Below are 16,829 nucleotides of genomic sequence, written 5' to 3' on the forward strand. Positions count from 1 at the left end.
AAGTTGAGAACAAAGTTATTGCTTTCACAGATTGACGTGATTCACAGATATATTTCTTATCTTTGTAGCCCTTAAAAAAAGATGCCGATTTGAATAAAATGAAACTTTCAGAGTTTGACTTCGAATTGCCCGAAGAACTCATTGCAAAATATCCTGTTGAAAATCGGGACGAGTCTCGAATGATGGTGATAAACCGTGAAACTGGAGATATTGAACATAAACTGTTTAAAGACCTTATCGATTATTTCGATGAAGGTGATGTTATGATACGAAATAATACGAAGGTTTTTCCTGCCCGTTTATACGGAAATAAGGAAAAAACTGGAGCTAAGATTGAAGTGTTCTTGCTGCGTGAACTCAATAGAGAAACGCTATTGTGGGATGTTTTAGTAGACCCCGCTAGAAAAATTCGTATTGGAAATAAATTGTACTTTGGAGATGACGAGTCTTTAGTCGCTGAAGTCATAGACAACACCACTTCTCGTGGTAGGACCTTGCGTTTTCTTTTTGACGGAACATACGAAGAGTTCAAAGATAAAATTGATGAGCTCGGTGAAACTCCTCTTCCAAAATATATTGATCGTGAGGTAGAGCCTGAAGATGCAGAACGTTTTCAAACAATCTATGCAAAAGTAGAGGGGGCTGTTGCTGCACCTACCGCAGGTATGCATTTTTCGAAGCAGTTGCTGAAAAGATTAGAGTTGAAAGGTATCGATTTCGCAGAAATCACCTTGCACGTTGGACTCGGAACATTTAGAGAGGTGGAAGTAGAGGACCTTACCAAACATAAAATGGATTCTGAACAAGCTTTTATCACGAAAAAAGCAGCGGATATCGTAAACAATGCAAAAGCAAAAAGAAAACGTGTGTGTGCAGTGGGTACAACTTCAATGCGTACGGTTGAAACATCTGTATCTACAGACGGAATGTTGAAGCCTTATGAAGGATGGACAAACAAATTTATCTTCCCTCCATACGATTTTAGCATTGCAGATTCAATGATTACCAATTTCCATACGCCTTCTTCAACTTTGTTGATGATGGTGTCTGCATTTATGGGACATGAGTTGATGCAAAAAGCATATAAAGAAGCAATTAAAGAAAAGTATAGATTCTTCTCTTATGGAGATGTGATGTTGATCATCTAATCGTTTTTTATACTTTATTAAACATATTAAGTCGCTATTCATGTTTGAATAGCGACTTTTCTTTTTAATTTCGTTCTTATGAAGTTATCGGTGATTATTACAGCTGGGGGGATAGGCAAAAGAATGGGGACGGATTTACCAAAACAATTTCTTTTGCTACAAGATAAGCCTGTATTAATGCATACGATTGAACAGTTTTATGCCTATCACCCTGATTTTCAAATTGTGATTACGCTTCCCAAACAATATTTTGCCTATTGGAATGATCTTTGTGAAAAATATAGCTTCTCAATTGCACATCAAGTAGTAGAAGGTGGGGAAGAACGCTATCACTCAATTAAAAATGCTTTGGCGTTGACGCATGGTGAATTAATATTCGTTCATGATGCCGTGAGACCATTGGTTAGTTATGAAACAATTAAAAGTGTTGAAAAATGTGCAATTATAAACAGCGCAGCTATTCCTGTTTTACCCCTAAAAGAATCCCTGAGAAAAGGAAATGAAAATGACAGCCAACATGTAGATCGGTCGCAATACTGGAGTGTTCAAACACCTCAAGCTTTTCAAAGGTCTTTATTGGTTGATGCCTATAGTCTTCCTTTTTCAAATGAAATCACGGATGATGCTAGTTTAATTGAAAGATTAGGTGAGAAAGTATATTTGACCACTGGAAATGAAGAGAACATTAAACTTACCACCCCTTATGATATGAAAGTGGCGGAATTTCTAATGAAAAATAAATAAGCGAATAATGAGTAATAATAGAGAAGTTTAAACGCTATTCTTACTTTTGTAATGTAAAATGATTTTAAGTTAAATGAAGGTAGTAGATCATATAAAAGAAGCGAAAGATACATTGTTCTCATTTGAAATTCTCCCTCCTTTAAAAGGAAAGAGTATTCAATCTATTTATAATGGAATTGATCCGTTAATGGAGTTTAAACCTAAATTTATTAACGTAACTTATCACCGTGAAGAATATGTTTATAAGGAAAGAGATAGAGGGCTGCTCGAGAAGGTAGCCATTAGAAAAAGACCTGGAACAGTAGGGATTTGTGCGGCCATTATGAATAAATACCATGTGGACGCTGTACCTCATTTAATCTGTGGTGGGTTCAGTAAAGAAGATACTGAAAACGCTTTGATTGATTTACAGTTTTTAGGTATTGATAACGTTTTAGCTTTGCGTGGCGACCCAATCAAAACTGAAGTCACTTTTAAACCTGCTGAAAATGGACATCAATATGCTGTGGAGTTAATTGAACAGATTCAGAACATGAATCAAGGAAATTATACTCTAGATGAAATTAAACTTGAACCTACTGATTTCTGTATCGGTGCAGCAGGATATCCTGAAAAACATTTCGAGGCAATGAATATGGCAACGGATTTGCATTACCTCAAGCAGAAAGTGGATAAAGGAGCTGAGTATATTGTGACCCAATTGTTTTACGATAACCAAAAGTATTTTGATTTTGTGAAAAAATGCCGTGAGGTAGGAATTAACGTTCCTATTATTCCAGGATTAAAACCTATTACTAACTTGCGCCATATTACTTTTTTACCAAAGTTTTTTCATATTGATTTGCCCGATGCGCTTTCAAATGAATTAATGAAATGTAAAACAAACGAAGAGGTAAGGCAAATTGGTATCGAATGGGGTATTCAACAGTCAAAAGAATTGCAAAAGGCTGGTGTACCTTGTATTCATTATTATACAATGTCGGATTCTTCTGAAGTTAAAGAAATTGCAAGTGAACTTTTCTAAATATTAAAAAACATTAAACATGAAATACCTATTGTTAATTACATTTACCCTATTGTTGACCAGCGCAAATGTGTGGGCGCAAAAAAATGATGAACTCAAGTTGAGAAACGTTTTGGTGGTAGCCCAACAAGATGACTTGTCTGATCGTTATTCCGTTGAAGTGGCCTTGTTGGAATTGTTTAAGAGTTATGATATTAAAACCATAGCATCTTTAAATGTTTTAAAGCAAGGTGGTTCTGCAGATGTTCTAATGGCAGATACCACACGCCAAAATCTAAAAGAGAAAGGAATAGATACTTATCTTTTGGTTTCTGTTCGCGGATACAATAACCGTTTTAAACCTTCAACAAAAATTAATGATTTTGAAGAAGAAATCAAGGCCGGACACCTTTATCCACTGTATAGAGAAAGTGCTTCTAATGTTACTTTTACATTTACTTTCTATCGTGATCTAAAGCCTGTTCATTATGAATTGATTAGAACAGGAACTGTAGGTTCAAAAGAAGCTGTGATGAAAAAACTGATGAAAAAAGTTGAACGCCGACTACTTAAAGAATGGCTATAGGTTAATATCTATGGTTAGCCAATGCCTTATCCTCGCTGTTTCATGATTTTGGCAATGTATTTCCCGATAATGTCAAACTCTAAATTTACTTTGTCGCCAACCTTCATTTGATGAAATACAGTATGGTCATAGGTGTAAGGAATGATGTGTACGGCAAAACTCTTGTCTTTTGAGTCAACGACTGTTAAGCTGGCACCATTCACTGTGATTGAGCCTTTTTCAACGGTGATGTTATCTGATGTGTAGCTAAAACGAAATTCCCAACTACCGTCTTTTTCTGTTATGGATTCGCATGTCGCTATAGTGTCTACGTGTCCTTGAACAATATGTCCATCAAATCGACCATTGGCAGGCATGCAACGTTCTAGATTTACTTTCCGACCAACTTTCCATTCGGAAAGGTCGGTTTTCTTTAAGGTTTCATCAATTGCAGTTACGGTATAGTCTTCTCCATCAATTTGAACAACAGTAAGGCAAACGCCATTGTGCGCAAGACTTTGATCTACTTTTAATTCCTTGGTGAAAGCGCAACTTAGCGTGAAATGAATGTTGCTTCCTTCGTGCTCGATCTGTTTAATCTCACCAAGCTCTTCAATAATTCCCGTAAACATTTCCTTTAATTTTAGTTTTCTTCTTTTGTGATCAACTCCATGTTGTCAATCAATCGTACATCTCCACAATAAGCTGCTATGCAGGCAGTCGCTCCAGAAACCCAATATTGGTTTAAGTCGTTGAGGGTGTCAGGGTGCACAATTTGTAAATACTCAAGCTTTAACGAAGTTTGCTCAAAGTACTCAATCATTTTCTGTCGAGTTACTGCTGGGGAGTAACTGTTGGCCCAAGATTTACCTTTGTTCAACACCTGTGATATAACAACAGCCTTTTCGAGTTCTTGTTCACTCAATCTTAAATTTCTACTACTCATGGCCAATCCGCTAGGATCTCTTTTCGTCTCTACGGTAACGATTTCAACGGGTAGTTTGAGCTGTCTGTTCATTTCTTTGACCACCGCAACCTGTTGGAAGTCTTTTCTTCCAAAATAAGCTTTCGTTGGTTGTACTATTTTAAACAGTCTAGATACCACATTGACCACTCCATTGAAATGGCCCGGACGATGCTCTCCTTCCATAGTGTTTTCTATGGTGTCTAAATCAACTTTCACCTCTTCATAATCAGGGGGGTAAATTTCTTCTGCTGTTGGGAGGTAAACAAAATCACAGTCGTTTTGGGTCAATAACTCCAAATCCTTGTCTTCTTGCCTTGGATAAAGCTTTAAATCTTCGGTGTTATTAAATTGAGTTGGGTTGACGAAAATACTAACAATTACTACGTCGCATTCTTCTTTTGCGGCTTTGACTAATGAAATGTGGCCGTCGTGTAAGGCACCCATAGTGGGTACAAAGCCGATTTTCAACCCTTTATTCCTTAATGGCTCTAGGTTTTCCTTTAGCGCATCGATGCTATATAAATTTACCAATTGTTCTCCAATTTAAAACAAGCAAATCAACAAATCTATCTTTTTATACCGAAAATCCGAATTTTTTTTTATATTTTTGTATTCGTTTTACCAAAATTAGTTTCATGGAGAAGAAGAAAGTCCTTTTTATTTCGCAAGAAATCAAACCATTTTTACCAAGTTCAGATGTTTCAGAAGCTGCTCGTAAACTTCCGCAAGGAGTTCAAGAGAGTGGAAAGGAAATCAGAGTGTTTATGCCTCGATTTGGAGTGATTAACGAAAGACGTCATCAATTGCATGAAGTAATTAGATTGTCTGGAATGAATCTTATTGTTGATGATATGGATCATCCATTGATTATTAAAGTCGCATCCATCCCGACAGCTAGAATGCAAGTATACTTTATTGATAACGAAGAGTTCTTTAAGCGTAAAGGTGTTTTTTCAGATGAAAAAGGAGAAGAGTATGATGACAATGATGAACGTTCAATGTTCTTTTGTCGTGGGGTCCTTGAAACTGTAAAAAAGTTAGGATGGAAACCAGATATTATCCACTGTCATGGTTGGATGACCTCGCTAATGCCTATATATGTTAAGGATATCTACAAAAATGATCCGCACTTCGCAGATACTAAAGTAGTTTATTCGCTTTACGATAATGAATTTAACAAGAATTGGGACGCTCGTTTCGATGAAAAACTTAAATTTGAAGGCTTTGATGAAGGTATTATCGACTCAATCAAGTCAGGTGATTACCTAAGTCTGAATAAAGCAGCTATGGAATATGCTGATGGAATCGTAATGGGAAGTGACTCTGTACACGAGGAGCTAAAAGCAGCATTCGAGGAAACAGAAAAGTTCAAGCTAGAATTTGAGTCGGAAGAAGTACAGCCAAAATTAATGAGCGAGTTTTTCGACAAAGTAATAGATGAAGAAGCATTGATTCAATGATGATAAAGACAGTAGAGATTAAAAAAAATAAAAGGTGGCGAAAAATAATTTTGTTTTTCGCTGCTTTTTTTTGTTTAACAGCTGCTTTTACTTCTTGTAAAAAGAAGAAAAGCCCAGTGGGAACACATGCTCTTCCTTCGGGAAGCATAATGAATTCCGACGGATTGGATACTTTTCAAATCCATACCTATACAGTAGAAGAAGATACTGTGCTTACAATGGATCCAGAATTCAACCTGATCGGTAGTTTTAATGATGAGGTGTTCGGTACCGTGGAGGCTGAGTTTTATTCTCAACTGACATTGTCAGGGTTTTCTCCTGACTTTGGAGACATTTCAAGCCTAACTGTTGATTCAGCCGTCGTGGCTTTCGAATTTGGAGGTTACTACGGTAATTTAAATGAACAACTTTTTGAAATTTATGAAATCACTGAAGACTTATCAAGAGACTCAAGTTATACTCGAAAGTCGATAGTCACAACTTCAACTCAAAATCTTGTTCCTACAGGGAATAATGAGGGGTTGATTACACCTGACCCAGAGAAAAGTGCGATTGTGGGTTCGGATACGCTGAATCCTCAGTTGAGAATTCCCTTGGACCCTGTTTTTGCAAAAAATTTGTTGACCCTTGCCGAGTCAGCGACAGATGATGCTAACTTCTTAGATTTATTCAAAGGACTTCATTTTAAAGTCAACAATGCCATGTTGGCTCCAGGTGAAGGTTCGGTGATTTATTTAGCAAGTACTAAACCCGCCTCAAAACTTACTGTTTATTATACTTCAGGAGGAGAACAAGCATCTTTCGATTTCATTATTACAGGAAGTGCCATTGACTTTAATCATGTGAAAACAGATTATTCTATGACACGTGTTCAACAAGTGATCAATGACAATAGCCTTGGTGACGAAGAATTTTATGCACATGCTTTTGCAACACGTGCGAAAGTTGAGTTTAGTTCTATTAATGACTTACCAGATGATATTATTGTTCATAATGCCACTTTAGAATTACCTGTCAATTATTATCAAGGAAGTAATTTCTACCCAAGTACTGAAGTGAACGTGAGTGCCAAACTGTTTGAAGGTGATGATAGAAAATATGTAGTCTCAACTGTGGCTTATAATAAGTCTAAAAAAGCGTATGTTGTAGATTTGAGAACATACGTTCAAAATATTGTCAAAGGAGAAATTCAAAACAATGGTTTATATATTTCTCCAAAGAAATATAATACTACTACCGAAAGACTAGTCTTTAATGGCGCAAATAGTACGAATAAAAAGCAACCTAAATTAAGCATTGTGTATACAAAGCTTTAAAATAAATTAACTTAAATAAGGAGAGTGATATGTGTGGAATTGTAGCATACATCGGAAAGGAACAAGCTTTTCCAATAGTCTTAAAAGGACTCAAAAGATTAGAGTACCGAGGTTATGATAGTGCGGGAATAGCTGTGCTTAATGAGAATGGACTTAATAATTATAAGCGTAAAGGAAAGGTGTCAGAGTTAGAAGACTTTGCCGCTAAACAAGATACTGGTGGAACAATTGCTATTGGGCACACACGTTGGGCTACTCACGGATTGCCAAACGATATTAATGCTCATCCACACATGTCGAATGATGGTGAAATGGCCTTGATCCATAATGGAATTATTGAAAATTATGATTCGTTAAAAGCTGAATTGCTTTCTCGTGGATATCAATTCCAAAGTGAAACCGATACTGAAGTTTTGGTTCATTTGATTGATGATATTAAAAAAAGAGAAAACGTAAAAACAGCTGAAGCTGTCAGAATCGCTTTGAATTCTGTAATTGGGGCTTACGCAATTGTTGTTTTAAGTAAAGACAATCCAAACGAATTAATTGCAGCACGTAAATCAAGTCCGCTCGTTGTTGGAATCGGTAAAGATGGAGATTTTTACCTGGCTTCTGATGCTACACCAATCATTGAATATACGAATGAAGTCGTATATATGGAAGATGAGGAAATCGCAATAGTAGATCGAGCGACAGGTTTGAGAATTTTCAGTATTCAAAATAAAGAAAAGACCCCATACATTCAGGAGTTAGAGCTGCAATTAGAAGCCATTGAAAAGGGCGGTTATGAGCACTTTATGTTAAAGGAAATTCATGAGCAGCCGCGTTCAATTAGAGATTGTTTTAGAGGAAGATTAAATGTTGAAGACGGTTGGGTTGGTCTTGGAGGAATTAAAGACTACGAGCAGCAGTTGGCTAATGCAAAGCGCATCATTATGGTGGCTTGCGGAACCTCTTGGCATGCAGCGCTAGTAGGTGAATATTTGTTTGAAGATTTAACAAGGATTCCTGTTGAGGTTGAATACGCCTCAGAATTCAGATATAGAAACCCTATTATCTATGAAGACGATATAGTAATCGCTATTTCGCAGTCTGGTGAAACAGCAGATACATTAGCGGCATTAAATTTAGCTAAATCTAAAGGAGCTACAATTCTCGGGATTTGTAACGTTGTAGGTTCTTCAATTTCAAGGGTAACTGATGCGGGCTCTTATACTCACGCAGGACCAGAAATTGGTGTAGCATCTACGAAAGCGTTTACTGCTCAAGTAACAGTGTTGACTTTAATGGCTTTAACGATTGCTCGAAATAAAGGTTCTATTAATGAATCTAAATTCAGAAGAATCATTACAGAATTGGATTTAGTTCCAGATAAAGTAGCTGAGATTTTGAAGAAGAGCCCTAAACTAGAAGCGATTGCCGAGACCTACAAGGAGGCTAGTAATGCTTTGTATTTAGGGCGTGGAATTTCCTTTCCAGTTGCTTTAGAAGGTGCTTTGAAACTGAAAGAAATTTCTTACATCCACGCAGAAGGATACCCTGCTGCAGAGATGAAACATGGCCCAATCGCATTAATCGATGAAGCAATGCCTGTTTTCGTTATCGCAACAAAAGGAACTTCTTATGAAAAAGTAGTGAGCAATATTCAAGAGGTCAAAGCGCGTAAAGGAAAGATTATTGCTGTTATCACCGAAGGTGACGAGCAAGTAAAAGCAATGGCAGACCATTACATCGAAATCCCTGATACCGATGAAAATCTTGTACCGCTTTTAGCGACGATTCCACTTCAGTTGATTTCGTACTATGCAGCAGTGAAAAGAGGAACAAATGTTGACCAACCAAGAAACTTGGCGAAGTCTGTAACGGTAGAATAATTATTTATGAATATAGATTTAACAGGCAAGCATGCGGTAGTTTGCGGTAGTACACAAGGAATAGGGAAAGAATCTGCAATCGCACTCTCCAAATTAGGAGCGTCGATTACTTTGGTAGCCAGAAATGAAGCTAAGCTTAAGGCAGTTCTTAAGGAGCTGGATCCGAACGACAAGAATGATTATATTGTTGCTGACTTTTCACAACCCTTAGATTTAGAAAAGAAAATCAAATCTTGGGCAAGCAAAAACAGAGCGCATATCTTATTAAACAATACAGGTGGACCTAAAGGTGGACCGATTAGAAAAGCAAAAGTTTCTGAATTTACAGATGCTTTTAATAATCATTTGGTTTGTAATCACATTCTTGTCCAGGCGCTTTATCCAGGAATGAAAGCGGAGGGGTATGGCCGAATCATCAATATTATCTCAACCAGTGTAAAACAACCTCTAGATGGATTAGGAGTTTCTAATACCATAAGAGGGGCTGTAGCCAACTGGAGTAAAACCTTGGCCAATGAATTAGGTCAGTATAATATTACTGTGAATAATGTATTGCCTGGAGCAACAAACACCGTTCGACTACAATCCATAGCAGAAAATAAAGCCGCTGGTTCATCTATTTTAAATTATGATGAAATTTTAGCCAACATGGCAGCGCAGTCCCCTATGAAAAGAATAGCACAACCTGAAGAAATTGCAAACGCTGTTGCCTTTTTAGCAAGTCCAGCAGCAAGTTATATTAATGGGATTAATGTTCCCGTAGATGGAGGAAGAACAAAGTCTTTATAAGAAACAACTGTTTTTCAGTTCGTTAATGATGGGTGTTCGAAAGGGCGCTCATTTTTTTTACATCGTGTTATTTTTGTTTTAACAAACTTTAATGATTAAGTTTGAAGTCAAATTAATAACAAAAATAACTAACGTTTATGAAAAAAAATCTACTCATTATTCCTTTACTATTCCTTACGGTAATAGTGTTTGGGACTAATTTAAGTGCGCAAGGGGAGACTTGTGGCACTCCTCTAGTTGTGGCGTCTTTGCCATTTACTGATGCGGGGAATACTTCTGCTTATGGTGATAATTATGACTCGGCAGATCTTCCACCGCTTGCACCGGATGCAATAACTAATGGTTCAGATCCATCTTATTTAAATGGTGATGATGTGGTGTATTCATACACTCCATCAAGTGATGAAATTATTACCATTTCTTTAACAGGTGTTGGTACTTATGCTGGGTTATTTGCAATAACAGGATGTCCTTTTGCATCTACCGTAGGTAGTCACACCAATTCATCGGCAGGTACACGTGATATCACAGATTTACCAGTAACTGCAGGTGAAACTTACTATTTTGTGATTTCAACTTGGGCAACCCCACAAAGTACGGCTTATAATATTGAGATTACTGCTTTGCCAAACTGTTCAGGTGCCCCAACTGCTGGAACACTCCCTGCAACATCAGGTATGTGTGCTGGTAGTCCATTTGTGCTTGAAGCAACAGGTTCAACTTCTGGAATGTTTGGATTGGCGGGTCAGTGGCAAGAACGTGCTGCAGGTTCTGCAGATCCATGGGTAGATATCGCTGGTGCGACAACTAATCCTTATACAATCCCTTCTGCACCAGCTACGGCAATGGAGTACCAATATGTTCTTTCATGTGGAGTAGATCAGGATATCTCTAATACAATGGTAACAACTATTTCTGTACCTACAGAGTGTTATTGTGTACCATCAGCAACTGATAATTCAAGGGTAATTGTTGACTTCTCAACGGCTAATGGTGAACAGAATATTTCGAATTTAGCTTCAGGGTTTTCTACGAATGGATACGGAGACTTTACAGCTCAAACTGTATCTCAGGTTAAAGGAGGAACAATAGATTTTACATCTGCTTATACAGGAGGAACGTTTGGTTTTAAAGTTTGGATTGACTGGAACCAAGATGGTGTACTTGATCCTACAACAGAAGTTGCATATCAGAGCTCAAGTTATTCTGGAGGACATTCTGGAACGATTACCGTTCCAACTACTGCTATAGGAGGAACAACAAGAATGAGAATAGGAAACTCATACACCCCTAACTCAGGTCCAGCAGACCCATGTATAACAGGTTACTCAAGTGGTGAGTTTGAGGATTATACATTTGAGGTTCTTGTAATTGATGCGCCAACAATTAGTCAGTCGGCAGGTGCTCCAGACTGTGCTACAGGTACAGATTTAACAGCTTCTGGAACGCTAGGGGCTAATGAGACTTGGTATTGGCAGGTAACTGCTGACGGAGTTGATATGACTAATGATGCTTCTACACCTTGGAATGTACTAGAAAATGGAATGTACTATGTTAGGACTTATGATTCTAATTATGCAGCATGGTCTGATGCGGATTCAATTGAAGTTACGAACATTCCAGTAGAAGCTGCACCACCAGCTCCAGTTGCAGACCAGAATCCAGTTTGTGCACCGGGTACTCAAATTACTGTACCTGCAGCTCCAACTGATGTTGATTATTATTGGCAAGGTACAAGTAATTCTACGTCAGATATGACAGATAATGCATCTGCACCGTATAGTGTTACTGCTACTGGAACATACTATGTTAAGGCTTATAATACAACAACACAATGTTGGTCAGAACCTGTAGGGACTTTGGTGACCGTAGGAACAACCATTCCAAATGACCCAGTAGCTGATCCTGATGTATTCAACTTTTGTAATGGAGTAAGCTCTGCAGAAATTTCAGCAATTGGTGGTCTAGGAAGTGGGTCTTCATTAACAACAAATAACACTACTGGAGGAAACGGTTGTGGTGGAGGTGTAATGTTTAATATTACAAATAACTCTCCTTTTGATCTTAAAGTAGACTCTTTAGATGCGTTGATGAATTCATCAGTTGATCCTACTGCAACAGTTTATTATAAAGTTGGGTCTTATCAAGGATCCGAAACAACAGCAGGTGATTGGACAACCTTAGGAGTGTATAATACTCCTGCTACTCCAAGCACAATGCATACTATTGATATCGATGACCTAATTATTCCAGCTGGAGAAACCTATGGGATTTATATTAATTATTATGCTGCGTATTCTACAGTGCCGTCAGTTGAGACTTATTCAAACGCTGATATTTCAATTGAAACAGGTGTAGGGTTATGTGGTTTATTTTCTTCAACAAATACACCTAGAGCTTATAACGGTACTGTATACTATAGTGCTGCTGCATCTACTGATTTAGTTTGGTATGATGCGCTTACAGGAGGTAATGTTGTCGGGACAACGAATCCTTTAGAAACGGTTGGTACAACTGTAATGCCAACTGCAACCAATGGTGTTTATGAGTTCTTTGCGGCTGCTAGCCATGAAGGTTGTGAAAGCGTTGGGCGTACATTGGTAACCGTGAACATTAACTCTGTTAACGTTGATATAGATCCAGTTGATGCAACATGTAACAATGGTGATAATGGTACTTTCCTAGTCTCTAATGTGGATTGTGGTGTAGCACCGTTTACTTTCTCTGTTGATGGAGGTGCCTTTGGTGCAATTCCAAATAACCTAACAGTAGGAACTTATACAGTGATCGTAAGAGATGATAATGGAGATGATAGTCCAGAGTATACAATTACTATTGGAAGTGCAGCAGGACCATCTGCAGTTACTGTTGATGCAGTGTTAAATGATGAAATTACAATTTCATGGACTGCCAATGGTGATGAGACAGAGTGGAACGTGGAATGGGGTGCGCCTGGATTTACTCCTGGTACTGGAACCGAGATCGGATCCGATATCGCAACAACAAATCCATTTACCATAACTGGACTAGATGGAAATACTGAATATGATATTTATGTTTCTGCAAATTGTGGAGGAACTACTACCCCAGGAAGCTGGGATGGTGTAAATAATATCTTGACCAGTTGTGACGCTATTCAAGCAAATGGTTTCTGTGAAGGATTTGATTTTGATACTTCACCAACACTTGGATGTTGGAGAGTACGTGATGTTAACGGAGATGGTGACACTTGGAGTGTAAGTACTTCAAATCCGAATACAGGTGCTTATTCTGCAGAAATCTATACCGACTTTAATAATGGAGCGAATGACGACTATTTAATCACTCCTGGGTTGGTCCTTACTGGAAATGAATTTATGAAGTTCTATTATAGAGTACAAAGTGCTGGTGAACCGAATGATTTCCAAGTTTTACTTTCTACAACTGGAACTGAGCCTGCTGACTTTACTGATACATTGATGCATTTGGCGTCTTACAGTAACACAACGTATATGGATACAACTGTAGATTTGACAATGTTTAGTGGGACTGTTTATATTGCTTTCCATGTGCCACCAGGAGGACTTGATGGTTGGAGACTGTATATCGATGACGTTTGCTTCGGTGAGTGTATCCCAACTCCTGGTCAACCAGGTAGCACGGATATCTGTAGGTTAGATGATAGTTTAAACTTGAATGATGGAATTATAACAAACGATAATATTTATGGTCGTTGGGAATTCCCAGCAGATCAAAGTTTAATCGTGAACGATTCTATATTTAATGTGAGCAACTTGCCTGCAGGGGCACATGATGTTCTTTACATCGTTGAAGGTATTTGTCAGCCTGACACTACAATTGCTACCATTAATGTTTTCGGACCTTCGACTGCAGGAGATGGTACTACCATTAATGTGTGTAAGAATGAGCCGATTGATTTGTACTCTGCATTGACAGGTAACGTTGATATGGGCGGTGATTGGTACGATTATAACGGGGTTCTTCTATCGAACTCTCAACCAACGTCACCTGGCTTATCAGCTCAGTACAACTATACCTACATCACATCAAATGGTGTTTGTCCAGCAGACACGGCAACAGTTGAAGTAAACGTTGATAACTGTGTTTGGGTCTCTGTTGAAGAGGAAGAGTTTGCTGAAATCTCAGTATACCCTAATCCAACAACAAGTGTGTTAAACATCGTTAACCCTTCAAATACTTCAGCTTTAAAAGTTGAAATGTTAGACATGAACGGTAGAGTGGTACTGGTTGAAAACAAAGCATTAAATAATGCTACGGAAGCAACATTGACAATTGATCACCTTGAAAAAGGAGTCTATACTTTACGTATATACAATGATGAGGGTCATAAGACTTTCAAAATTGTGAAGCAGTAAATTGAAGCTGACTTTAAGTTGCTATGAAAAGCGTCTCCTTTTTGGAGGCGCTTTTTTTCTTTTTATTCAATTTTTTTCTACTTCCCCTTTAAATAAAGGATTGTTTGTCCTGATTTTTTATTTTTTAAGCCTCTATATATTGTGTTGGTCCTCAAGTGATTGATTTATATAGTCTCATGTTTTGTATTGAAATATTATTTAACTATTTTTATGCAACTAATATTAATTTAAAACTAGGTTTATGAAAACAAAATTACTTTTACTCATGTTATCCGTCTTTTTGACGAGTTGGCATGTTAACTCACAAGTCTTCATTAGTGAAGGATTTGAAGGCGCGTCGGCTCCAGCGTCCTGGACATTTAATGGTTTCGCACACACATCAACTACGCCATGTGCTGGAACAGGCGCCATGAGGGTTAATTTATATAGTTCAGGTGCTACAGCAGCAGCGACAAGTCCCAACCAAACAGCAACTGGTTTAGACATTAATGTATCATTAGATTATAAAATAATCGATTGGTCTGATGAGATGGGAACTACTGATGACTTTGGTGTGTTTAACCTACAGTATTCAATAGATGGCGGAACAAACTGGATTACCTACGATGTAATTGATTTTGCAAGTCATACACCTTCTACTGTTTGTGCGACCAGAAGTGCTGTAATTGATGCTGCAGATGTACCCAATGGATCTGATTTCATTTGGAGAATCGATGGGACTTATACAACAGGAGATTATTACTTTTATATTGATGATTTTTCTGCAATAGAACAGGTGGGATGTATCGCACCAAGTGGTCTAATGGCAACGATGACTTCCGTGACTTCTGCAGATTTATCATGGAATGAAAATGGAGGTGCAACAGATTGGAATATAGAATATGGAGCTCCTGGATTTACTTTAGGCTCAGGAACACCAGTTTCAACAACAACTAATCCACACAGCTTAACAGGTCTGACTACAGGTGCAGACTACGAATTTTATGTTCAATCAGACTGTGGAGGATCACAAAGTAGTTGGTCAGGGCCATACGCATTTTCAGTATCCTATTGTGAGGTGTCAACGAGTTGGACTGGAGATTACTTGTCAAGTGTTAACTCTATGGGAGCACTTTCAAACATAACTTACACCGCGACTGCTCAGCCATCAGGTTCTTATGCTGATGAAACAGCTCAAAGTTTTGAGGCATTTGAAACGATGAGCTTTGACATCAACACGAGTTATGTTGGTGGAGGTAATGGTGTAAATGTTTGGGTTGATTGGAACAATGATTTAACTTTCGACCCTGCAGAATTGGTAGCGTCATTAGCTAACTCTGATGCTTCAAAAACACTTACTGTTGCAGTTCCTGCGGCTACTCCTGTTGGAGATTACCGTATGCGTGTTCGTGGGCAATACGGTTCTACTGCTAACCCACCAGCATGTGGAAACGTGTCTTATGGGACAACGGTTGACTTTACATTAACAATTGTTGCAACACCGTCTTGTCTTCCACCAACGGATTTAAATACTGGAGCTACGTCATCAACATCTGCTGACTTAACTTGGACAGAAAATGGTTCAGCTACAGAATGGCAAGTAGAATATGGAGCTCCTGGATTTACACAAGGAACAGGAACTTTAGAAACAGCAACTTCTAACCCACATACAATTACGATTACACCTGATACACAATATGATTTCTACGTACGTTCTGTTTGTGGAGTTGGTGATTCTAGTTACTGGGCAGGTCCTTTTAACTTTGAGAACATGTATTGTGATGTTTCAACTACTTGGGGTGAGTACTTAAGCTCAATAGAATCTTCACTTGCATTAACTAACGTGAACTATACGGCGACTTCACAGCCAGCAGGTTCATACGCTGATGAAACAGTACAGGTAATTGAAGCCTATGAGTCGTTAACTTTTGACGTAAGTACTGTATACTCTTCAGGTTCAAACGGTGTGAATATCTGGGTTGATTGGAACAACAACTTTACTTTTGAAGCCAGTGAACTAGTAGCCTCTTTAGCGAATTCAAGTGCAGCAAAAACATTAAGTGTTACCGTTCCACCGGGTACAGCACAAGGTGATTACCGTATGCGTGTTCGTGGTCAATGGGGATCTACCGCAAATCCACCAGCATGTGGAAATGTGAATTACGGGTCAACAGTTGACTTTACGGTTACGATCACAGCAACTCCATCTTGTCTTCCTACTTCAGATCTTGTTGCTTCAAATGAAACACAAACATCTATCGATTTAGATTGGACAGAGAATAATACTGCAACAACATGGAATATCGAGTATGGACCAGAAGGATTTACTCCAGGTACAGGTACGGTTATTACAGGTGTTACCACAAATCCTTATACGGTTAGTGGATTAAACCCAAGTTCAACGTATGATTTTTATGTACAGTCTGATTGTGGATCTGGAGACATCAGTTCTATTGGTTCTGGAGTTACTGCATCTACATTGTGTGGAGCTGTTCTAGCACCATACTATGAAGGTTTCGAATCTGGAGATCTACCAACATGTTATGAGAACTTATCTTCAAATACTACGAGTACAAGTGCTAATAACTTCTGGAAGTTCACAGGACAA

12 protein-coding genes are annotated in these 16,829 nt (G+C 38.2%); 10 read left to right on the forward strand and 2 right to left on the reverse strand.

From position 1 onward, the window contains the following. Positions 1-98 precede the first annotated feature (98 nt). From queA to ACN0U3_RS12470, 4 genes are all read left to right on the forward strand, one after another. Complete coding sequence (queA, locus tag ACN0U3_RS12455; protein WP_417266481.1) at positions 99-1,148, forward strand: tRNA preQ1(34) S-adenosylmethionine ribosyltransferase-isomerase QueA; 1,050 nt, start codon at positions 99-101, stop codon at positions 1,146-1,148. A 78-nt stretch (positions 1,149-1,226) separates the two neighbouring features. Beyond that, positions 1,227-1,892: a 2-C-methyl-D-erythritol 4-phosphate cytidylyltransferase gene (locus ACN0U3_RS12460; RefSeq protein ID WP_417266482.1), complete on the forward strand. Its 666-nt coding sequence runs from the start codon at positions 1,227-1,229 to the stop codon at positions 1,890-1,892. 73 nt (positions 1,893-1,965) lie between these two features. Next, the gene (metF, locus tag ACN0U3_RS12465; protein ID WP_417266483.1) at positions 1,966-2,916 is read left to right on the forward strand and encodes a methylenetetrahydrofolate reductase [NAD(P)H]; all 951 of its coding nucleotides are present in this window, start codon (positions 1,966-1,968) and stop codon (positions 2,914-2,916) included. A gap of 19 nt (positions 2,917-2,935) precedes the next feature. Beyond that, positions 2,936-3,481 (forward strand): hypothetical protein, encoded by a 546-nt coding sequence (locus ACN0U3_RS12470; RefSeq protein WP_299206676.1) that lies wholly within the window; start codon positions 2,936-2,938, stop codon positions 3,479-3,481. Between the two features lie 26 nt (positions 3,482-3,507). Here the strand turns inward: ACN0U3_RS12470 and ACN0U3_RS12475 are convergent, their stop codons facing one another. Continuing rightward, a complete protein-coding gene (locus ACN0U3_RS12475; RefSeq protein ID WP_417266484.1) occupies positions 3,508-4,092 on the reverse strand; it encodes a riboflavin synthase in 585 nt (194 codons plus the stop codon). Between the two features lie 11 nt (positions 4,093-4,103). Continuing rightward, positions 4,104-4,958: a pantoate--beta-alanine ligase gene (panC, locus tag ACN0U3_RS12480; protein ID WP_417266485.1), complete on the reverse strand. Its 855-nt coding sequence runs from the start codon at positions 4,956-4,958 to the stop codon at positions 4,104-4,106. A 104-nt stretch (positions 4,959-5,062) separates the two neighbouring features. Here panC and ACN0U3_RS12485 point away from each other — a divergent pair, with 104 nt between their 5' ends. The 6 genes from ACN0U3_RS12485 to ACN0U3_RS12510 all read left to right on the forward strand — a co-directional run. After that, positions 5,063-5,887, forward strand: a complete 825-nt coding sequence (locus tag ACN0U3_RS12485; protein ID WP_417266486.1) for a glycogen/starch synthase — start codon at positions 5,063-5,065, stop codon at positions 5,885-5,887. A gap of 116 nt (positions 5,888-6,003) precedes the next feature. Continuing rightward, the gene (locus tag ACN0U3_RS12490) at positions 6,004-7,203 is read left to right on the forward strand and encodes a DUF4270 family protein (protein WP_417266487.1); all 1,200 of its coding nucleotides are present in this window, start codon (positions 6,004-6,006) and stop codon (positions 7,201-7,203) included. A 29-nt stretch (positions 7,204-7,232) separates the two neighbouring features. Next, positions 7,233-9,077 (forward strand): glutamine--fructose-6-phosphate transaminase (isomerizing), encoded by a 1,845-nt coding sequence (glmS, locus tag ACN0U3_RS12495; protein WP_299206666.1) that lies wholly within the window; start codon positions 7,233-7,235, stop codon positions 9,075-9,077. A 6-nt stretch (positions 9,078-9,083) separates the two neighbouring features. Next, entirely contained in the window at positions 9,084-9,866 is a 783-nt protein-coding gene (locus ACN0U3_RS12500) for an SDR family oxidoreductase (RefSeq protein ID WP_417266488.1), read from the forward strand. A 137-nt stretch (positions 9,867-10,003) separates the two neighbouring features. Next, positions 10,004-14,242 (forward strand): choice-of-anchor J domain-containing protein, encoded by a 4,239-nt coding sequence (locus ACN0U3_RS12505; RefSeq protein ID WP_417266489.1) that lies wholly within the window; start codon positions 10,004-10,006, stop codon positions 14,240-14,242. Between the two features lie 241 nt (positions 14,243-14,483). Then, on the forward strand, positions 14,484-16,829 hold a 2,346-nt coding region (locus tag ACN0U3_RS12510; protein WP_417266490.1), incomplete at its 3' end, for a GEVED domain-containing protein.

The sequence above is a fragment of the Brumimicrobium sp. genome (assembly GCF_048268645.1).
In the GTDB taxonomy this organism is placed as follows: Bacteria; Bacteroidota; Bacteroidia; order Flavobacteriales_D; family Crocinitomicaceae; genus Brumimicrobium; species Brumimicrobium ulvae.